An 18,802-nucleotide genomic window follows, 5' to 3' on the forward strand; every position below is an offset into this window, starting at 1 on the left:
CTCAAGGAGGAAACATCATGGCTGGGAGGAGATTATCCATGCGAAAGATCAAAGAAGTCCTTAGGCTGAAGTGGCTCTCTGAGCATTCGGATCGGCAGATTGCCAAGAGCTGTAACATTGCCAGAAGTACCGTTCAGGAGTACCTGAAACGGGCAGAACAGGCAGGTCTCACATGGCCGAATGCCTGTGACCTTGACGACACCGCGTTGGAGGCCCTTCTTTACCCTCAAAATGAATCTATTGAGCCTTCCCGCGCTTCAATGCCTGCGATGGATTCCCTTTACAGGGAACTGCGCAGGAAGAAGGGGGTCACCCTTCAGCTTCTCTGGTATGAATACAAAGAACACCATCCCGACGGCTACCAGTACAGTTTCTTCTGCGAACAATACCGCAATTGGGTCAAAAATCTTGATGTGCCGTTGCGGCAAAACCACCTGGCCGGGGAGAAGATGTTTGTGGACTTTGCCGGTCAGACGGTTGATATCGTCAAGGCCACATCGGAGAGATCAGAAATGCTCAGCTTTTTATCGCTGTTCTCGGCGCCAGCAATTACACATACGCCGAGGCCACCTTATCTCAGGACCTTCCCAGTTGGATCAATGCCCATGTCCATGCCCTGGAATACTTTGGCGGCGTTCCCCAGATCATCGTCCCGGACAACCTCAAAGCAGGCGTCACCAAATCCTGCCGCTATGAGCCGGATATCAACCCCACTTACCAGGACTTCGCAGAGCATTATGGGATCACTGTCATCCCTGCCCGTCCATTCAAACCCAGAAAGCAAAGGTCGAAACCGCTGTCCTCTTGGCAGAACGCTGGATTTTGGTCCCATTAAGGGTTCCGATCCTCCTTAGGCATCATCCGTTTGGCTGGTCACTATACCCCTGAGCGTCTTGAAAATGCATGCACCCGTGCCCTGGCAATCAACGGGTTCTCTTACAAAAGCGTCAAGTTCATTCTCAAAAACAATCTAAATCAACAGCCGTTGCTCTTCCCTGAAGACGCGGCATCTCCTCTCTATCATAATATCCGAGGCAGGGATATTACCAGGGAAAGGAGGAAGAGGATGATTCATGAACAAACCATCGACAAGCTCTGGGCCATGAAAAAAATGAAGATCTGGTAAGGCAATCGGATGTTTTTTTCTTGACACAATACGCTTTTTGGAGTATTTTGTTATGTATTACTTCGCCTTTTTGTAAATTTTATTAACAAAAGTATTTTTTTTGCGGCCCTCTTCTGTTCCATCCGATCCTCTGAGGAGCCGGTGGATACGGATAAAAAGCAGCCGCAGCATGGTTTCCTCCGGAGATACACTGACCTCTCTGCGGCCCAAGGCCCAGGAGCAGTCGTTCCGGAAAATGATCGTGAGATAGCTTAGTTCAGGGATGGCCCATTGTTGCGGGGTGGCCAAGGTGGTAAGGCCGCGGGATCCCACGCCTGCACAGCAAGAATGATGGCTGGAAAGCTTTAATGTTGAAGCCGCAATGTACCCTGATGTTGGAATGAATACATGTTTTTATTCACAAGGAGCACCGATTTTGAATAATTGGCAAAATAATCAGGTTGATGGAGATTGAAACCCTTGACAACCGCCGCTGCAAATGCTTTCAATGACCAAGGACAGAATCCTTTTGAGTTGCCAAGGCCACTGTCCGTTAAAGAGGTCGCTGATTATCTTGGAAAATCGAAAAAATATGTGTATATTCATGCGGCGGAATTAGGCGGTAAAAAGATCGGGAATTGGCTTTTTACTTGGGAAGGTTTGAAAAATGCCCTACAAGGAGAGGGGCGGATACAGAGCCCAGATTTACCGAAACCTCAAGCGACATTCAAAGTGGTTTCCGACAAGAAAAGCCGCAAAAGCATGGGAAGCTGCCAAAGCCGAAGAATTAGACCAATTGGAACGGCAGACGACCCACACGGGCTCTTATCTACTTGAAATATCCACGAAATACCTTGATTATGTTAAAGTCCAATACCACAAGGGGACATATTCCAATAAAAAATTAGCGCTCAAACAATTGATAGCAACAGTAGGGGATATTCCGGCTGATGAGGTTCAGCCTGCAATGATTCTTCACGAAATTCTCCTTAAACAACCGACCGCACAACTCTACAACCATCGCAGAAAAGACTTGTCAACATTTTTTGATTACGCGGTGGATTTCCATGGTGTAAAGTTCAATCCGGTAAAAGCCATTAAAAAATTGCCTTCGGATAGAGCCAACCAGCCCGTACCAACTCAAGGGGAATATGCCAAGCTGCTTTTAATCCTTGGCCCGGGGCAGGACCGGAATTTAATAATTACCTTGGCCGAGGCAGGTCCTAGACGGTCGGAAGTGTTTCGGATCACATGGTCGGATGATGTTGATTTTCGCAATCGGTTGCTGCGCCTGGGGAGTCGCAAAAATCAAAAACGGGAGCTGCGGTATCGGTATATTCCCATGTCCAACAATCTATACAAGGCTCTTCAGGATCAATTTCGGCGCCGGCTTTCACATTCGGATTATGTGTTTCAAAATCGGGCTGAATGGATTGATAAGAATGGCAATGTTACCCGCAGACATCCGAACTATGGTCAGAAGTTTACAGCCCGACGAAAATTCATACGGGGTTTGTGTAAAAAAGCCGGAATAAAGCAATTTGGATTTCATGGTCTGCGACGCTATTACGCTTCAAAATTGGTCTCGGAAGGCCTGGACCTGGAAACCATCCGGGACCGTATGGGTCACCATGCAGTCAGCGTAACAGACAAATACATCAAACGAATAAAAGAGGATTTGGGACCAATGTTTGAGGCGGGTGCATTTTGAAAATGGATTCCAATGCGACGGATTTTGCTGGCTCTTTCGAGCCGATTTCGTGGTGTAAATCGTGGTGTAAATCTGGTGTAAATCGCCCCGAAAAAGGCCTCCAGAAGGGTATTTTTTACACCAAAATTTACACCGGCTGTTTTTGCCTATACGTTGTAAAGTATTAGAATAATGGGGATTTTCGATATATTTGGCATCCCGTGTTATTTCCCTCTCACGGCGGAGACACGGGTTCGAGTCCCGTTGGGACTACCAGAGAGAGATAAGGGGGGTCAGCCGGAATCGGCTGCCCCTTTTTTCGTTGTGTGATTTGAAATACATCACCTTGTAACCCCACAGACAGGATGCACAGATCCTTTGAAATACCGTAATTCATGGACATAGAAGGAATCCTTCATGGAAGACATGTTTGAATTGATGACCATAGCAGAGACAGGCGACGGCAAGGTTTCGGTCCGGCTGGGCATACGCCTGAAGGTCGCCGGCCATGAAACCGTGTGCCCCGTCATCAGGCCATGTGACGACTTCGAGGCATTTGAGCAGGAATCCCAGTTCCTGATTCAGAGGCTTGAACAGATGAAGCAGAAAGCCCGGACCCTCTTCAAGGCCCCGTCGTCCGCCGCAGGGCTTCAGATAGGTCCTGACATGCCGGCAGAAGAGATCTGGGGCGTCCTTTCCACCATGGCGGACGAAACCATGTGGGTCTCCGCCTTCAATGAGCTCAGCGTATCCCAGAGGCAGGCGGTGGCTGAACACGTCCTGACCCGATGCAACGTCTTTTCCGGCAAGGCGGCCGTCTTTTCCAGACGCTATGACAGTGAAACAGGTCTCATGACCTAGCCCCGCCATCCCCAATCGCATTCCATGAAACTCGTTACGGGTTGCTTTGGGCTTTCAGATTTGAACTTCCTCACTCCCTGCCGGGCTCTCATACTTTAGGCACTTTAGGCACTTAACCTCACAGGGTGTCTTCTTCCCTTCCGGCGCCGATGAGCGGAAGGACCTTTTCCAGTTCAAAGAAAACCAGAAAACGGGGGCCTTCCCCCTCCCTTTTTGACGGAGACTTATGCCGGCGCAGCGCATACAGTCTATCGGTATCTTGTTCTTCTCCGATTTTCTTGAGAAAAAGACGCTGTCCCGTGTATCCCGCACCTTCCTCCATAAACAGATACACCGCATGGGGATTGGATTGAAGATTGTGATGGGTCAACCGGTCGGCCATGATGAATGCCAGGGTGCCGTCTTCCATGAAATGAGGTCTGGAATATACCGCGGCATCCACCTTCCCGTCGCCATCCGAGGTCGCCAGTATCCCCCTCCCTTTGACCGTGTCGAAGTATTCTTTTGGTTTCATATCCTCCTCCTTATGATGCTCCAAGACGCTAAGGGTCTCGCAATTTACAACATATTGCAGATCAGGATCTCGGGTGTTCCCGTGGCGGGGGAATTTGCCGATCCCGTATGCGCGGAACCGAAACCTGAACCCCTGGCGACCAGTTTAGTTGCCCCTCTTTCAGAAGGGCCCTTATTGCTTCTCCGCCTCCTTTTCCTCCTGTCTCTTCCTGAATGCCTCTGCCTCGGCGGCAATCTCTTTCAGCAAGGCCTTGAGGGTCCAGCCTTCAGAGGTTGGGGTTAAGGTGGCCCAGAGCTGCCGGGTCAGGTTTTGGGTTCGATAGGCGCTAAGAAGTAAATGGATTTCCCTTTCAGTCAGTCCGGACATAATGATCGCTCTTGCAAGCCCGGAAGAGAGCCCCCTCCCCTTTCCCGATTCGGCCTGAACCATGTCTCTGAGGATCGCGTCTTCATCATCTGTTCCGGCGAAAACCACCGCGTGCCCGGAAAGCCCGCAGGTCTCGATCAGGGAAAGGATCTGATCCTGCTCATCGGCCCTGTATCCGCAGATGAGAAGGCAGGGCGGTCCGAACATCCGCTTTTCCGATTTTCCCACCTTTTTAAAAGTCGAATCCGTCATATCCATAAACCTCCTTCTGTCAATCCCCGGCAGTCCTCAGCCCGGAAATGCCCCTGCCTGGGAGAGATCGGGCACTTCCTCAATGACGCGCATTCTCTTCCAACTGCCCTGGCGGTAGCGGAGCATGAATGCCACCCCCAAGGCGCAGGCGTAAATCGTGGCGAACGTCCAGACCGTATAGAGTCCGGCCCCCGCTATTTCTACTGCCACATATACCGGAAGGATCATCAACCCGATGCAGACCCCGCCGATGGTCCACATGATGAACCGGGTATCGCCTGCTCCTTTAATTGCCCCCGAATAGATGAGATTGAGTGCATCAAAAAAACAGAAAACCGCTACGAATCGCATGAGGATAATACCTTTCTCCACGATTTCCCTGTGCTGGGCCGGATGTTGCCCCGCTGTCTCGAAAAGGGAGAGGAGAGGCTCTGGCATGAATATGAAGAGGGCTGCAAGGGGCATCATGTAGGCCAAGGTAATGTGGAGGGCGCTGGTCGTCGCTTCCACGCCTCCCTCAGGCTGCTCGCGCCCGATGGCCTGGCCCACCAGGGTGGCGTTTCCGATGTGAAATCCCACCATGGGAAGAAACGCCAGGGCCTCGATGGAGAGCACGATGTTGGAAACCGCCAGTTCCAGGTCACCCAGTCTCCCCAGCATCAGGATAAAAAAGGTAAACCCGAATACCTCGAGAAAAAACTGAACGCCGCTGGGGAGGCCATAGCGCATGAGGCGTCCGAAAAGCTCCCTGTCGAACCCCCTGTTTTTCCAGGTGCCGAACCGGATCCGGTTCTTCCTGCTGAAGATGAGGAGCCCCAGGGTCAGTACGATGGTGCTGTAAGCCACGACCGTGGCGATGGCCGCCCCCATGATCCCCAGCTCGGGAAAAGGCCCTGCGCCGTTAATCAGGCAGTAATCCAGAGGGATGTTGACGACCGCCCCGGTCATATGGACCAGCATGACGGTCCATGTCAATCCCCGGCCCGTGTAGAAGCACGCCAAGGTGGAACCGAGGACCGCAAGACCGGCGCCCAGGGTCAGTATATTGAAGTAGGTGACCTCGAGAGAGTAAATCGCGGGGGAGTGCCCGATAAGGCTGAAGAGGTCCTCAGACACAAAATAGAGGAGGGCCAGCAAGGCCCCTGAAAGGATGGAGAACCAAATTCCCTGCCAGAGGGCCGCGCCGATGCGGTGAAAGGCCTTTGCCCCGCTATACTGCGCCACAAAGGCATTGGTGTAATTGGCCACCCCCATAAAAAATGAGATGAATGTAAACGATGCGATTCCGGCCGGCAGCGCGGCCGCGATGGCATCCACCGAATAATTGGCCAGGAATATGCGGTCCGTGAACTGCATGAGCGTGATAGAGCCCATGGAAGCCACCAGCGGAAGGCTGATGGCCATGACTTCACGGTAGCCGTATGGTTTTGACCAACGTTGAAACATGAATCGTCTTCAGGTTCAGGGGTGAAGGGTTCAAAGGCTCAGGGGTTCATGAGAGCGTATATCATGCCCTAAAAAAGGCGTCTTTGCCGTTCTCGCGATTGGCCAAGACGCCCTTTTGTTGAAGTTGCCGTCACCAGGGAATATCGCCTAGATCAAACCATAATCTGTCAATGCCTTCTTCAGGCGATCGAGATTGCCCGGCGACATGGGGCAGAGCGGCAGCCGCATCTCATCCTGAATTTTGCCCATCAGGGCGAGGGAAGTCTTTATCGGAATCGGATTTGTCTCGAAAAACATAGCCTGACACAGGGGAAATAATTTGAAGAATAGGGCCTTGGCCTCCGCTACCTTCCCCGCTTCCCAAGCCTTGATCAGATCGGCCGAATCCTTGGGCGCGATATTGGCCACTACGGAAATCACTCCCTTTCCACCCAGGGAAAGCACCGGCAAAGTCACATTGTCATCGCCGGACAGGAGGGTGATATTGTCCCCTGCCAATCGGACAATTTCAGCCATCTGACCGATGTTCCCCGAGGCCTCCTTGATCGCCACCACTTCGGGCAGCTCGGCCAGACGGGCCACTGTCTCGGGCAACATGTTGACGCCGGTGCGACCCGGCACGTTATAGAGGACCTGGGGCAAGGGCACCGCCTTTGCAATGGCCCTGAAGTGCTGATACAATCCTTCCTGGGTGGGTTTGTTATAGTAGGGCGTTACCTGCAAGGAGGCATCCGCTCCGACCTTCTTGGCATGTTCCGTCAGTTCAATGGCCTCGCTGGTGCTGTTTCCGCCTGTCCCGGCAATCACCGGGACCCTCTTGTTGACGGCCTCCAGAGCGATATCGATCACCCGGGCATGTTCTTCCACATTCAGGGTGGCGGACTCACCGGTAGTACCGCAAGGTACAATGGCGCTCGTGCCGTTTGTAATCTGAAACTCGATAAGTTGACGATACGCCTCTTCATCCACCTGCCCGTTTTTAAAAGGCGTCACAATTGCGACAATAGATCCACTAAACATGGTAACCTCCCTTTGCGTCTATTTTGAGATTGGAATTTGGGGTTTCCCGGCCGTACGGCAATGCTTTTGACTGACAGGTTTCTGCTCTTGGACAACCAGCCATTGATTATCTTTCCGATCATATTTTACAAAAAAATGGCATCTTGTCAAAGGTTCAGGGCCTCCGGATTGAGCCGCCCCTCATAGATGACCGCCGTATTTCCCTCGAGCCATGCCCTTTCAAAGACATCCCCGTTTCGCTCAAAATGGATAACCAGCTCCTCACCCCCCAGGGTCTCGACGGTCACCGGAGAGTCCACCATCCCCCGGATTGCGGCCACCAGGGCGGATGCAATGGCTCCTGTTCCACACGCCAGGGTCTCATCTTCCACCCCGCGTTCGTACGTCCTTACACGGAGGCGATCAGGCCCGATTCTCATCATGAAGTTGGCATTGGTTCCTTCCGGCGAAAACCGGTCGTGGCGGCGAATGCGCCTTCCCTGTTCCTTTACCGGATAATCTGTAAGTGTTTCGACCCCCACCACCACGTGGGGGACCCCTGTATTGATAAAATCGCAATTTACCCGGCCTTCCTGGAATTCCAGGTCGATGTTCAGGGAGGCCGGGCCGGGCTTAGGCATCAGGATCTTCACCCTGCGTCCCTTGACCTCGGCAGAAATCGGCCCGGCCAGGGTCTCAAAGGTCATCTGGGCACCCGCAATCTGCTTGATGTAGGCGAAACGGGAGACGCAACGCCCTCCGTTGCCGCACATTTCCACCTCCCCGCCATCGGCATTGAAAAAGCGCCATCCAAAGTCATACCTCTCCGATGGAACAACAAAAATGACGCCGTCTGCGCCCACTGATATGCGCCGCCGGCATGCCCTCTCAACCAACCGGGCCATGTCATTTTCTCTTATACGCCCATCCCGGTTGTCAATCAGGATGAAGTCATTGCCGCTCCCGCTCATCTTCCAGAATTCGATCGGCGCCATCATGACTCTCCCCTCATCCTGTCCGGTTCCCCATCGGCGCACAAAAAGTCGGGAAGGCGCTCCCCCCGGATTAGATCTTCAAACCCTTCCCTCTCCCTTATGATATGAAAACAATCTCCCTTGACCATCACCTCACAGACCCTCGGGCGTGAATTGTAGGTGGAAGACATACTGAAACCATAGGCCCCGGCACTCATGACCGCCACGAGGTCCCCCGGCTCAAGCCTCTCCACATCCCTCCCTTTTGCCAGAAAATCGCCGGACTCGCAGACAGGTCCGACGATATCGGCCCTGATGGTTTCACGGCCGGTGATCGTCACAGGCTGGATCGCATGATACGAATGATAGAGACTCGGCCGCATCAGATCATTCATGGCCGCATCCACCACAAAAAACATCTTCTCCCGGGTGGGCTTGGTGTAAAGGACCTTGGCAACCAGAATTCCGGCATTGCCCACGATGACACGACCCGGTTCCAGGATCAGGGTCACATCCATGGTCCCCATTTCCTCCTGGACCTTCCGGGCATAATCCTCAGGGAGGGGCGGAGTCTCTGTATCATAGGTGATCCCCAGGCCCCCCCCCAGGTCCAGATACGAGATCGTAATACCCATATCACTCAGGCGTTGGATGAATTCCTTGAGCTTTCGAAGGGCATCCACAAAGGGACTCACCTGGGTGAGCTGAGAACCGATATGGCAGGAAACCCCGGTGACATCCAGTCCATTGAGTCCGTCGGCAACCGCATACTGCTCCAGGGCCTCGTCAATATCGATGCCGAACTTGTTTTCCTTCAGGCCGGTGGAGATATAGGGATGGGTTTTCGGGTCCACATCCGGATTGACCCGAATGGCCACCCTCGCCCTCTTGCCGACCCGTTCAGCGATCTCATTGAGCGTCCGGATCTCCTGGGCGGACTCCACATTGAACATGAGGATGTCCGATTTCAGCGCATATTCGAGATCGGAAGTCCCTTTCCCCACGCCTGAATAGACAATTCTTGAGGGGTCCACCCCTGCCTTCAAGGCCCGGTACAGCTCTCCCCCCGATACGATATCGACGCCGCCTCCCAACTGTGCGAAGAGCCTCAGGATGGCCATATTGGAATTGGACTTCATGGAAAAGCAGGTCAGGTGCTTCATGCCGCTGAATGCCCCGTCAAAGGCCTTGAAGTGTCGCGTCAGAGTGGCATGGGAATAGAGGTAGAACGGGGTGCCCACTTGCCGCGCAATATCTGCCACAGGCACGTCTTCACCATATAATGCGTTGTTTCTGTACTGAAAGTGATGCATCTGAATATATCGGCAATTGAAAATTGATGACAAACGCCCATTTCTCCATGAGAAAAGGGCACGCTGGATCGCGCTTGACTCACCCAGCGCATCCGGCTCCACGACCCTCGATTGAAAACTCAATATTGAAGGAATGGGTTCAGAGGGCACCTCCGCCCCATGGGCAATCCTCAATGATCAATTTTCAATCTGCACTCTGATCCTTTCCGATGGGGGACCTACAGCGTCCCGGCTGCCGATCAGACGAACTTCAAAAAACCATATCCCCTTTTTTTCCGGGATGGAAATATCACAGGTGAAACGGTTCCCTGAGATAGTGGTTTCCACGGTATCTGTAAAAGCCGTCATCTCGATGGGGCACCCCTCACAGGGCGGACGGTCCTGAGGATACCACGCATGATAAATCCTGCAACCGGCGATATCAGCTCCCTTATCGGCGGCCTCCAGGGTTCCCTCCAGCCTGATCCGTCCATCCACCCACGTTCCGGTCAATCCATCCACCCTGGCCGCAAGCTTCTTCTCCGGGAGAAAAGGAGGACCCTTCTTTCCGCACGCAGGAAAGAGTGCTGATAGAACTGTCAAAAGTAATGAGAGCAGTAAAATCGCCGGTATTCGGTTCAGGGTGGCCGGCCCTCTTTCATAGGGGTTAGGTCCGTTCGAATCCCTTTTCATTATCCATTCCCAGCTCTCGCTTTGCCCCGTCAATCTCTATCTTGACCCTGTCCGGGCTGGTTCCGCCCGGGCTGTTCCTTCTCGCCGGGGACAACAGCGGATCCAGCCATTCGTAAACATCCTCGTCGATCTGCCTCGCAAATCCTTTCATATCGCTGAGCGTGAGTTCATGGAGTTCCTTTTTCTCCTCCACGGCAAGGAGCACCATTTTCCCCACGGTCTCGTGGGCCTGTCGGAAGGTAATCCCCTTTCGCACCAGATAATCCGCCAAATCCGTCGCCACCAGAAAACCGCTGTGTATGGCCTCATTTAATCGTTCTTTGTTGAAGGTGATCTCTCCCAGAAGCCGACACATCACCTCAAGACAGATGTGCACGGTATCGAAGGCATCAAACAAGGCCTCCTTGTCTTCCTGCATGTCTTTGTTATAGGTGAGGGGAAGACCCTTCATGGTGGTCAGCAGGGACATGAGATGGCCATATACACGGCCGGTTTTTCCCCGGATCAGTTCCGGCAGATCCGGATTCTTTTTCTGCGGCATGATACTGCTGCCCGTACAGAACGCGTCGGAAATGCGGACAAATCCATATTCCTGGCTTGACCAGATCACCAGTTCTTCGCTCAACCGGCTCATGTGCATCATCAGGACCGAGGCATTGAAGAGAAATTCCAGGACAAAGTCCCTGTCGCTGACCGCATCCATACTGTTTCGAGAGATATGATCAAACCCCAGTTCCCTCGCAACCATTTCCCTGTCCAGGTTAAAGGTGGAACCGGCCAGGGCGGCGCTTCCCAGGGGCATGACATTTGCCCGTTCGAGGCTTTCAATAAACCGCTCACGGTCCCTCCCGAACATCTCATAGTAGGCTAGGAGATGATGAGACAGGAGCACAGGCTGGGCCCTCTGCAGGTGAGTGTATCCGGGCATGATGATATCCAGACTTTCCTCAGACAGCTTCACCAGGGCCCGCTGGTTCTCTTTAATCAGTTCAATGACGCCCTCGCTCACATCCCTTACATAGAGCCGCACATCAAGGGCGACCTGATCATTGCGGCTTCTTCCGGTGTGGATCTTTTCCCCCAAGGCCCCGATTTTTTGGACAAGGGCCTTTTCCACGAGGCCGTGGATGTCCTCGTAATCGTCTTCAAAAGAAAACTCTCCATGGTCCAACTCACGCTGGATCTTTCCGAGGGCCTCCACAATCCGGGTGGACTCTTCATCTTTGATGATCCCCTGTGCCGCCAGCATCCGGCAGTGCGCAATGCTCCCCCGAATGTCATAGGAGTAAAGACGACGATCAAATTCGATCGACGCATTGAATCGATTCACCAGGGCATCTGTATCCTGCTTGAAACGCCCCCCCCATAGTTTTTTTGTCATGGAAAATCCTTTTTGAGATTCAATTGCATCCCCATTCAGCGGGACAAAAGATCCTCATGGCATGCTCGACATCAGATTTGCTTTCTCTCATGACTTGCGCTTCAGAAGCTGCGCGATCTTGAGCCGAAGACCGTTCAGTCGTATGAATCCTTCGGCATCCGCCTGTCTGTAGACCTCATCTTCTTCAAAGGTGGCAAAATCAGGATCATACAGGGACAGTGACGACATCCTTCCGACCACCATGCAATTCCCTTTATAGAGCTTCAATCGCACCACGCCGGTGACATTTTTCTGCGATTCGTCGACCAGGGCCTGGAGCATTTCTCTTTCAGGGGAGAACCAGTATCCATTGTAGATCATGTCTGAATATCTCGGAATCAGCCCGTCCCGGATATGCATCACTTCCCGATCCACAGTAATGGATTCCATGGCAATATGGGCCTTTCTGAGGATGGTGCCCCCTGGTGTTTCATAAACCCCCCGAGACTTCATCCCCACATACCGATTCTCCACCATATCGATGCGGCCGATGCCGTTTTTGCCTCCCAGTTCATTCAGGCGTGCCAGGAGCCCGGCAGGCGACAGGGTCTCGCCGTTCACAGAGACCGGGTTTCCTTTGTCAAACGCGATCTCCACATACTCCGCCAGGTCGGGCGCGTTCTCGGGCGAAACCGAGAGCACAAACATATCTTCAGGCGGCTCAGCCCATGTATCTTCCAATATCCCGCCTTCAAAGCTGATGTGCAGCAGATTCCGGTCGCTGGAATAGGGCTTTTTTTTGGTTACCGGCACCGGGATATTTCTGGACCGGGCATACGCCATGAGGTCTTCCCGTCCCTTGAAATCCCATATACGCCACGGCGCAATGATCTTGAAACCCGGCTCGAGCGCCATAAACGCCAGTTCGAACCTCACCTGGTCGTTCCCCTTTCCTGTGGCGCCGTGACTGACCGCATCGGCCCCCACACGCCTGGCTACCTCTACCTGACCACGTGCAATAAGCGGTCGTGCCAGTGAGGTCCCTAACAGATAGGTCGATTCATACACCGCGTTTGCCCGCAGCGCAGGCCATACAAAATCCCGTACGAATTCCTCCTTCAGGTCATCCACCACCACATCATCGGCCCCGGTGCTCAAGGCCTTCTCTCTAATGCCTTCCACCTCGTCGCCCTGCCCCAGGTCCGCGGCATATGCCACCACAGGGCAGCCATAGGTCTCTTTAAGCCAGGTCAGGATGACGGAGGTATCCAATCCTCCGGAATATGCCAAGACGATTTTCTTGATCTCTTCGCTCAATTCACTTCTCCGTCCGTTGATGTTGTCAAAGCCTCTATTGATATCCATTCCACAGGATTCCGCACTAACGCGAAACAGCCGCAACCCCAAAAAGATCTCACACAGAGACACAGGGACACGGAGATCTTATCAAAGAAATAGGGTTGTCCTGGTTTTCTTCCCTGGCTCCGATTCCCCGTTAAACCTCAATCCCGAAATTTTCGAATTCCTGAATTCCCGAATCTTTCAGTCTTCCATCCCTTCAAATATCCTGTCAAGCGCTTCGATCAATCGGTCCACCTCATCCTCCTGCACGATCAGTGGCGGGACGAAACGGAGCACCTTTTCCTGGGCGCAATTGATCAAAAATCCGCTTTTCAGACATGCCTCCACCACCGGCGCGCCGGGTCGTTTCAGCTCCATGCCGATGATCAGGCCCAGACCCCTGACCTCCTGAACAAAATCATATTTCCGGCCGAGGCCCTCCAGCCTTTCTTTGAAATAAGCGCCTGTTTTTTCTGCATGGGAGATCCATCCGTCCTCCAAAAGGCTGCTCACCACGGCCTTTGAGACGGCTGTCAAAAGGGGCGTCCCGCCAAAGGTGGTGGCATGGCTTCCAGGCCCGAAGGCCGGGCTCAGCTCCTCAGTGGCAAGCATGGCGCCGATCGGAACCCCGTTCCCAAGTGCCTTTGCGAGTGTCATGATATCAGGCGTAACGCCGTAATGTTCGTGGGCGAACAGTCTCCCGGTCCTTCCCATTCCCACCTGAACCTCATCAAAGATCAACAGCACCCCCCGCTCACTGCACAGCTTCCTGACCCCATTGAGATACTCAGGATCCGGGCAAACAACGCCCCCCTCTCCCTGGATCGGCTCGAGCATGACCGCGCATACAGAAGGATCCACGGCCTGTTCAAGGGCCTCCATATCATTGAATGGGACGAACCGGAATCCCTCAAGCAGGGGATCGTAACCGGCCTGGATCTTGGTCTGGCCGGTCGCCGAAAGGGTCGCCATGGTCCGGCCGTGGAACGAATTGATCATTGAAACGATTCCATGGCGGTTTGATCCGGACTTTTCATGGGCATAACGGCGTGCCAGTTTCAAGGCTGCCTCGTTCGCCTCGGCCCCGCTGTTGCAGAAAAACACCCGGTCGGCAAAGGAGTTCTCCACCAGGAGTTGCGCCAGTTCCACCTGAGGTCGCGTATAATAAAGATTAGACACATGGACCAGTTTTTTTGACTGTTCCTCCAGAACACGGGTCACCAGAGGCGAGCTGTGTCCCAGGGCGCAGACGGCAATCCCGCCCACAAAATCCAGATATTCCTTACCATCCTCGTCCCAGACCCGGCATCCTTCCCCTTTCACCAGCACGATCGGAAATCGGCCGTAGGTCCGAAACATGTATTTGTCTGCCAGTTCCATGGTTGATCCGTCTTCTCTTATATCGTTCATTCACGTCTTCCTCTTTCAAAGCTGTCGAAGTTTTCCCAATCATGCCAGGATCTCCGTCCCGACGCCTACTTTAGTAAGAATTTCCAACAGGATGGCGTGAGGCGCGCGTCCGTCGATGATGTGGGTCTTACCGACGCCGCTGGTTAGGGCGTTCAGACAACAATTCACCTTGGGAATCATCCCCCCGACGATAGTCCCGTCCCCCATCAACGTGCGGGCCTCATCGGCCTTCAGGCTTGATATCAACGTCTTATTCCTATCCAGTACCCCTTCGGTATCTGTGAGTAAAATGAGTTTCCTGGCATTGAGGGATGACGCGATTGCACCTGCCACCAGGTCTGCATTGATATTATACGTTTCCCCTTCATCACCCATGCCCACCGGCGCAATGACCGGGATGAACTCACCTTGCATGATGCTGAACAGGATACCGGTATTAATCGCCGTAATCTCACCCACCATTCCCATATCGATGATCTCAGGCGCCTGATCCTCTCCCCGGCTCTTGAGATATTTCATTTTCCTGGCACAGACAAGGTTCCCATCTTTCCCTGACAGACCCACGGCGCTCCCACCGTTATGGTTAATCAACGTGACGATCTCCTTGTTAACCTTGCCCACCAGGACCATCTCCACCACGTCCATGGTCTGCCGGTCCGTAACCCTCATCCCGTCCACAAATTCGGATTCTATGGAGAGCCTTTTCAGGAAATCGCCTATCTGGGGCCCTCCCCCATGGACCACCACAGGGTTCATCCCCACATATTTCATCAGGATGATATCCAGCGCAAAATCGTGTTTCAACTGTGCATCCACCATGGCGTGACCGCCGTATTTGACAACAATGGTGGCCCCGTTGAAACGCCGGATGTATGGGAGGGCCTCTATAAGGACCCGGGCCCTGTCTATGTCTGAATTCATAAGATTTGCCATATGGTAAAGATTGGGGGATTCGGGAAATTCATAATTGCCCCAATTCCTCAATATCCTGAATCTACAGAATATACCTGCTCAGGTTCTCGTCCTCTAAGATATCCGCGAGCCTTTCTGTCACATATTCTTTGTTGATGTTTACCTTTTTGACGGTCATATCCGGGGCATCAAACGATATTTCATCCACCAGCTTTTCCATAACCGTGTGGAGACGACGCGCACCGATATTTTCCGTACGCTCGTTTACCTTGCTGGCCATGCTGGCAATCTCTCTGACAGCAGGTTCCTCAAATACGAGCTCAATTCCTTCCGTGGCAAGGAGGGCCTCATATTGGGTGATAAGCGCATTTTTCGGCTCCAGCAGGATCCGTATGAAATCTTCCATGGAAAGAGAATCCAGTTCCACCCGGATGGGAAACCTCCCCTGGAGTTCAGGCAGAAGATCAGACGGTTTGCTCACGTTGAAGGCGCCCGCTGCAATGAACAGGACATGGTCCGTCTTCACCATCCCGTATTTTGTAGCAACGGTCGACCCTTCTACAATCGGCAGGAGGTCCCGCTGAACCCCTTCACGGGAGACGTCCGGGCCGTAGGACGACTCGGATCCCGCGACCTTGTCCAGTTCATCCAAAAAAATAATCCCGTTCTGCTCCGTAATCCTGATGGCCTTTTCGACCACCTTATCCATGTCTATAAGACGTTGGGATTCTTCCTGAAAAAGAATTTCAATGGCCTCGGTGACCTTGACCCGCCGCTTTTTCTTTCTCGAAGGGAGTATATTTTCGAAAATCTCCTTGACATTGAATTCCATCTCTTCAAGGCCTGCGCTGGAAAAAATCTCCACCATCGGCATGGTGGTGTTGGCGACCTCCAGATCCACGTAGCGCTTGTCCAGCTTCCCGCTCTTGAGCATTCGGCGCAATTTTTCACGGGTTGAATGATCCGGTTTATCGGACCTGACCACCTCCAATATCCGTTCCCTCTCCCCCTCCTCTTCCTCATGAACCTCTTCGGTCTTCTTCGGCAGAAGGATGTCAAGCAACCTTTCCTCAGCCAGTTCCCTCGCCTTTGGCTTGATAACCTCCTGCTCGTCCTTCTTGGCCATGTTGACGGCGAGTTCCGTCAGGTCCCGTATCATGGACTCCACATCCCGGCCCACGTAACCCACCTCGGTGAACTTGGTGGCCTCCACCTTCAGAAACGGCGAGTTGGCGAGGCGGGCCAATCGTCTGGCGATCTCTGTCTTCCCTACTCCGGTGGGCCCCATCATAATAATATTTTTCGGCGCGATCTCATCCTTCAATTCCGGGGGAACCTGCTGCCTGCGCCACCTGTTTCGAAGCGCAATGGCCACAGAACGTTTTGCCTGGTCCTGGCCGATAATGTACTTATCCAATTCAGACACGATCTCTCTGGGGGTCAACACCTCCACCAACTGGTCGTCTTCTTCAACAGCCTTTGTCATTCCCACCTCATGATTGGTACGCCCGCACCCTGCGGTTTACGGACGGCTACAGTTTTGTCGTATGAAAAAATTACGGCTGATTCCCGCCCACCTCAATATATCAAAGGAAAGGCGTTCAGGTCCCTATCGTCCGAGAGACCCGAAGTCGCCGAGGTGGTCAGGAGATCTATGCATCCAGCTCGAAGACCGTAATCTGATCGTTGGTATAGAGGCAAATGGAGGCCGCGATCTTCATGGACTCAGCGGCAATATCGGCCGGGTCCAGTTCGGAGTGTGCCACCAACGCCTGTGCAGCGGAGAGGGCGTAAGGGCCTCCCGAACCTATCGCTGCGACCGATTGGTCCGGTTCAATGACATCCCCGGTTCCGGATATTATCAGGATATGTTCACTGTCCATGGCCAGCAGGAGGGCCTCCAGCTTTCGTAATATTTTGTCGGTTCGCCAATCCTTTGCCAGTTCTACCGCGGCCCTAACCAGGTTTCCGCTGTAGGCCTCCAGCTTTCCTTCCAGTCGCTCGAATAAGTTGAAGGCATCGGCGGCCGCCCCCGCAAATCCGACCAGGACACTGTCGTTGTACATGCGCCGGATCTTTGAAGCCTTGTGTTTCATAATCGTTTCTCCAAGGGTAACCTGGCCGTCGGCAGCCATGACGCATTTCCCCTCTTTTATGACAGCAAGGACTGTTGTAGCCCGTAGCGTATTTGAATGATCTCGTGTCATGGTAAATCCTTACCTAAAACTTCTCCTGTTAACTCCTGGGATGGGCCTTATCGTACACCGCCATGAGCCTGTCCATGCTGACATGGGTGTATCTTTGGGTGGTTGACAGGCTTGCGTGCCCCAACAATTCCTGTACCGAACGAAGGTCGGCCCCGCCGTCCAACAGGTGGGTGGCAAACGTATGGCGCATGGAATGAGGGCTGATCTCACTGGTCAGTCCTGTTTCCTTCACATATCGTTTAACAATTCTCCCGATGCTCCGGACCGAAAGACGCCCTCCCCGAAAATTAATAAACAGGGGACTTTGCGCCGATAGACCTCCTCCTGCCTTTTTCCTCATTTCGACAGTCGCGTGAAGGTAGTTCTTGAGGGCAGTCAACGCCTGACGTCCCACCGGGACGATCCTCTCCCGATCGCCTTTCCCTCTAACCTTGATCAGCCGTTGATCAAAATCGACACTGGCCCTGTTGAGGCCCTGGAGCTCTCCGGCCCTGATCCCGCATGAATACAGCACTTCCAGGATAGCCAGATCTCTCAGGCCCAGGGTCTTCTTGCGATCAGGACGTTCAAGCAATCTGAAGACATCATCCACCTGAAGATATGCGGGAAGATACTTTTCCAGCTTGGGTGTCGCGATATCGGCTGCCGGATTCCTGGAGTTTAAGCCCTGCCTTTCCAGAAAAAGGAAGAATGTGCGGACAGCAGAGAGTTTGCGGGAAATCGACGACCGCCGAAGCCTGCCGTAGAAGCTCCCCACATATTCCCGTACTGTCAAAGCATCGATGGAATCTACGGCGATATCGCCCATGGTGTCTTGAGACGACGATACCCCTTTTGAGGACAAAAATTCCCAAAACTGGCCCAGGTCAGTGATGTAACTCTTCACGGTATGTTGAGAATATCCCTTTTGATCTCTCAGGTAACTCTCGAAAAGCGCTATTCCGTCGTGAAGCAGCAAGGTGGGTCTATTCCGCCTTTCCCGGATAAAAGCGTTTGGCAACCCCCATCCGGTTTGATGACCTTGTAAACGCCTGATTCGCGATTCTATGATAACCCTTTGTTTTTACTGTACGGCAGTCCTGTTTTGGTGACTATTGCGCGTCTTTTGCGGCTGACATAAGTGTTTAAGATAACATATTTCTTGAAATTGGCAATTAAAAAAATACCCCTTAAATTCTTGACTTGACTTTGATTCGACTGTTGGTGTAATTCTAATTTTTTCTCAGTTTCGACACCCAGGCATGCCTGATGTTGCAGCCGGGGCATTTGTTCCTCACCAATGCACCTGTTTTGCGGCATAACGCGCTCAATGGATGGACCATGCCCCATCGGGGTCAACGGCGCCTGCGAAAGAGTCGGTAATTGCCCCATCCACACGGT

Annotated in this window: 17 protein-coding genes, 1 tRNA gene and 1 pseudogene; 4 read left to right on the forward strand and 15 right to left on the reverse strand. The window is 53.0% G+C overall.

The window, feature by feature from the left end:
- The first annotated feature begins 38 nt into the window (after positions 1 to 38).
- From istA to K9N21_17150, 4 genes and pseudogenes are all read left to right on the forward strand, one after another.
- Positions 39 to 1,042, forward strand: a pseudogene (gene istA / locus K9N21_17135) (IS21 family transposase).
- A 730-nt stretch (positions 1,043 to 1,772) separates the two neighbouring features.
- Positions 1,773 to 2,816, forward strand: coding sequence for a site-specific integrase (locus K9N21_17140; GenBank protein ID MCF8145639.1), 1,044 nt, complete (start codon positions 1,773 to 1,775; stop codon positions 2,814 to 2,816).
- A 184-nt stretch (positions 2,817 to 3,000) separates the two neighbouring features.
- Positions 3,001 to 3,071, forward strand: a tRNA-OTHER gene (locus K9N21_17145).
- A gap of 141 nt (positions 3,072 to 3,212) precedes the next feature.
- Positions 3,213 to 3,656: a hypothetical protein gene (locus K9N21_17150; protein ID MCF8145640.1), complete on the forward strand. Its 444-nt coding sequence runs from the start codon at positions 3,213 to 3,215 to the stop codon at positions 3,654 to 3,656.
- Between the two features lie 118 nt (positions 3,657 to 3,774).
- On the opposite strand, the gene K9N21_17155 is transcribed toward K9N21_17150, so the two are convergent.
- The 15 genes from K9N21_17155 to K9N21_17225 all read right to left on the reverse strand — a co-directional run bounded on the left by K9N21_17155 (position 3,775) and on the right by K9N21_17225 (position 18,793).
- Positions 3,775 to 4,170, reverse strand: a complete 396-nt coding sequence (locus tag K9N21_17155; GenBank protein ID MCF8145641.1) for a pyridoxamine 5'-phosphate oxidase family protein — start codon at positions 4,168 to 4,170, stop codon at positions 3,775 to 3,777.
- 171 nt (positions 4,171 to 4,341) lie between these two features.
- Entirely contained in the window at positions 4,342 to 4,788 is a 447-nt protein-coding gene (locus K9N21_17160; GenBank protein ID MCF8145642.1) for a DUF3783 domain-containing protein, read from the reverse strand.
- Positions 4,789 to 4,824: 36 nt separating this feature from the next.
- The gene (locus K9N21_17165; GenBank protein MCF8145643.1) at positions 4,825 to 6,234 is read right to left on the reverse strand and encodes an MATE family efflux transporter; all 1,410 of its coding nucleotides are present in this window, start codon (positions 6,232 to 6,234) and stop codon (positions 4,825 to 4,827) included.
- A gap of 147 nt (positions 6,235 to 6,381) precedes the next feature.
- Positions 6,382 to 7,254, reverse strand: coding sequence for a 4-hydroxy-tetrahydrodipicolinate synthase (gene dapA / locus K9N21_17170; protein MCF8145644.1), 873 nt, complete (start codon positions 7,252 to 7,254; stop codon positions 6,382 to 6,384).
- 146 nt (positions 7,255 to 7,400) lie between these two features.
- Complete coding sequence (gene dapF, locus K9N21_17175; GenBank protein ID MCF8145645.1) at positions 7,401 to 8,228, reverse strand: diaminopimelate epimerase; 828 nt, start codon at positions 8,226 to 8,228, stop codon at positions 7,401 to 7,403.
- Positions 8,228 to 9,520 (reverse strand): diaminopimelate decarboxylase, encoded by a 1,293-nt coding sequence (lysA, locus tag K9N21_17180; GenBank protein ID MCF8145646.1) that lies wholly within the window; start codon positions 9,518 to 9,520, stop codon positions 8,228 to 8,230. Before lysA ends, dapF begins: the two co-directional genes overlap by 1 nt.
- Positions 9,521 to 9,697: 177 nt before the next feature.
- Positions 9,698 to 10,192, reverse strand: coding sequence for a hypothetical protein (locus tag K9N21_17185; protein MCF8145647.1), 495 nt, complete (start codon positions 10,190 to 10,192; stop codon positions 9,698 to 9,700).
- Positions 10,167 to 11,573 (reverse strand): argininosuccinate lyase, encoded by a 1,407-nt coding sequence (gene argH / locus K9N21_17190; GenBank protein MCF8145648.1) that lies wholly within the window; start codon positions 11,571 to 11,573, stop codon positions 10,167 to 10,169. Before argH ends, K9N21_17185 begins: the two co-directional genes overlap by 26 nt.
- Before the next feature lie 87 nt (positions 11,574 to 11,660).
- A complete protein-coding gene (locus K9N21_17195; GenBank protein MCF8145649.1) occupies positions 11,661 to 12,917 on the reverse strand; it encodes an argininosuccinate synthase in 1,257 nt (418 codons plus the stop codon).
- 177 nt (positions 12,918 to 13,094) lie between these two features.
- A complete protein-coding gene (locus K9N21_17200; GenBank protein MCF8145650.1) occupies positions 13,095 to 14,273 on the reverse strand; it encodes an acetylornithine transaminase in 1,179 nt (392 codons plus the stop codon).
- A 69-nt stretch (positions 14,274 to 14,342) separates the two neighbouring features.
- Positions 14,343 to 15,224, reverse strand: coding sequence for an acetylglutamate kinase (gene argB / locus K9N21_17205; protein ID MCF8145651.1), 882 nt, complete (start codon positions 15,222 to 15,224; stop codon positions 14,343 to 14,345).
- A gap of 73 nt (positions 15,225 to 15,297) precedes the next feature.
- Positions 15,298 to 16,701, reverse strand: a complete 1,404-nt coding sequence (hslU, locus tag K9N21_17210) for an ATP-dependent protease ATPase subunit HslU (GenBank protein MCF8145652.1) — start codon at positions 16,699 to 16,701, stop codon at positions 15,298 to 15,300.
- Between the two features lie 166 nt (positions 16,702 to 16,867).
- A complete protein-coding gene (gene hslV / locus K9N21_17215) occupies positions 16,868 to 17,422 on the reverse strand; it encodes an ATP-dependent protease subunit HslV (protein ID MCF8145653.1) in 555 nt (184 codons plus the stop codon).
- Between the two features lie 28 nt (positions 17,423 to 17,450).
- The gene (locus K9N21_17220) at positions 17,451 to 18,380 is read right to left on the reverse strand and encodes a tyrosine recombinase XerC (GenBank protein MCF8145654.1); all 930 of its coding nucleotides are present in this window, start codon (positions 18,378 to 18,380) and stop codon (positions 17,451 to 17,453) included.
- An 86-nt stretch (positions 18,381 to 18,466) separates the two neighbouring features.
- Positions 18,467 to 18,793: a hypothetical protein gene (locus K9N21_17225; protein ID MCF8145655.1), complete on the reverse strand. Its 327-nt coding sequence runs from the start codon at positions 18,791 to 18,793 to the stop codon at positions 18,467 to 18,469.
- Positions 18,794 to 18,802: the final 9 nt, after the last annotated feature.

The organism is Deltaproteobacteria bacterium, assembly GCA_021737785.1.
GTDB lineage: Bacteria > Desulfobacterota > DSM-4660 > Desulfatiglandales > Desulfatiglandaceae > AUK324.

What these genes read in the sequence shown, in the direction of transcription:
- argB (MCF8145651.1), bottom strand. Translation starts at nt 15,224, where the DNA reads ATGAATTCAGACATAGACAGGGCCCGGGTCCTTATAGAGGCCCTCCCA.
- dapF (MCF8145645.1), bottom strand. Translation starts at nt 8,228, where the DNA reads ATGGCGCCGATCGAATTCTGGAAGATGAGCGGGAGCGGCAATGACTTC.
- hslU (MCF8145652.1), bottom strand. Translation starts at nt 16,701, where the DNA reads ATGACAAAGGCTGTTGAAGAAGACGACCAGTTGGTGGAGGTGTTGACC.
- K9N21_17200 (MCF8145650.1), bottom strand. Translation starts at nt 14,273, where the DNA reads ATGGAACTGGCAGACAAATACATGTTTCGGACCTACGGCCGATTTCCG.
- K9N21_17150 (MCF8145640.1), top strand. Translation starts at nt 3,213, where the DNA reads ATGGAAGACATGTTTGAATTGATGACCATAGCAGAGACAGGCGACGGC.
- argH (MCF8145648.1), bottom strand. Translation starts at nt 11,573, where the DNA reads ATGACAAAAAAACTATGGGGGGGGCGTTTCAAGCAGGATACAGATGCC.
- K9N21_17225 (MCF8145655.1), bottom strand. Translation starts at nt 18,793, where the DNA reads ATGGGGCAATTACCGACTCTTTCGCAGGCGCCGTTGACCCCGATGGGG.
- K9N21_17165 (MCF8145643.1), bottom strand. Translation starts at nt 6,234, where the DNA reads ATGTTTCAACGTTGGTCAAAACCATACGGCTACCGTGAAGTCATGGCC.
- K9N21_17185 (MCF8145647.1), bottom strand. Translation starts at nt 10,192, where the DNA reads ATGAAAAGGGATTCGAACGGACCTAACCCCTATGAAAGAGGGCCGGCC.
- K9N21_17140 (MCF8145639.1), top strand. Translation starts at nt 1,773, where the DNA reads ATGCCCTACAAGGAGAGGGGCGGATACAGAGCCCAGATTTACCGAAAC.
- lysA (MCF8145646.1), bottom strand. Translation starts at nt 9,520, where the DNA reads ATGCATCACTTTCAGTACAGAAACAACGCATTATATGGTGAAGACGTG.
- K9N21_17160 (MCF8145642.1), bottom strand. Translation starts at nt 4,788, where the DNA reads ATGACGGATTCGACTTTTAAAAAGGTGGGAAAATCGGAAAAGCGGATG.
- K9N21_17195 (MCF8145649.1), bottom strand. Translation starts at nt 12,917, where the DNA reads ATGGATATCAATAGAGGCTTTGACAACATCAACGGACGGAGAAGTGAA.
- dapA (MCF8145644.1), bottom strand. Translation starts at nt 7,254, where the DNA reads ATGTTTAGTGGATCTATTGTCGCAATTGTGACGCCTTTTAAAAACGGG.
- K9N21_17155 (MCF8145641.1), bottom strand. Translation starts at nt 4,170, where the DNA reads ATGAAACCAAAAGAATACTTCGACACGGTCAAAGGGAGGGGGATACTG.
- hslV (MCF8145653.1), bottom strand. Translation starts at nt 17,422, where the DNA reads ATGACACGAGATCATTCAAATACGCTACGGGCTACAACAGTCCTTGCT.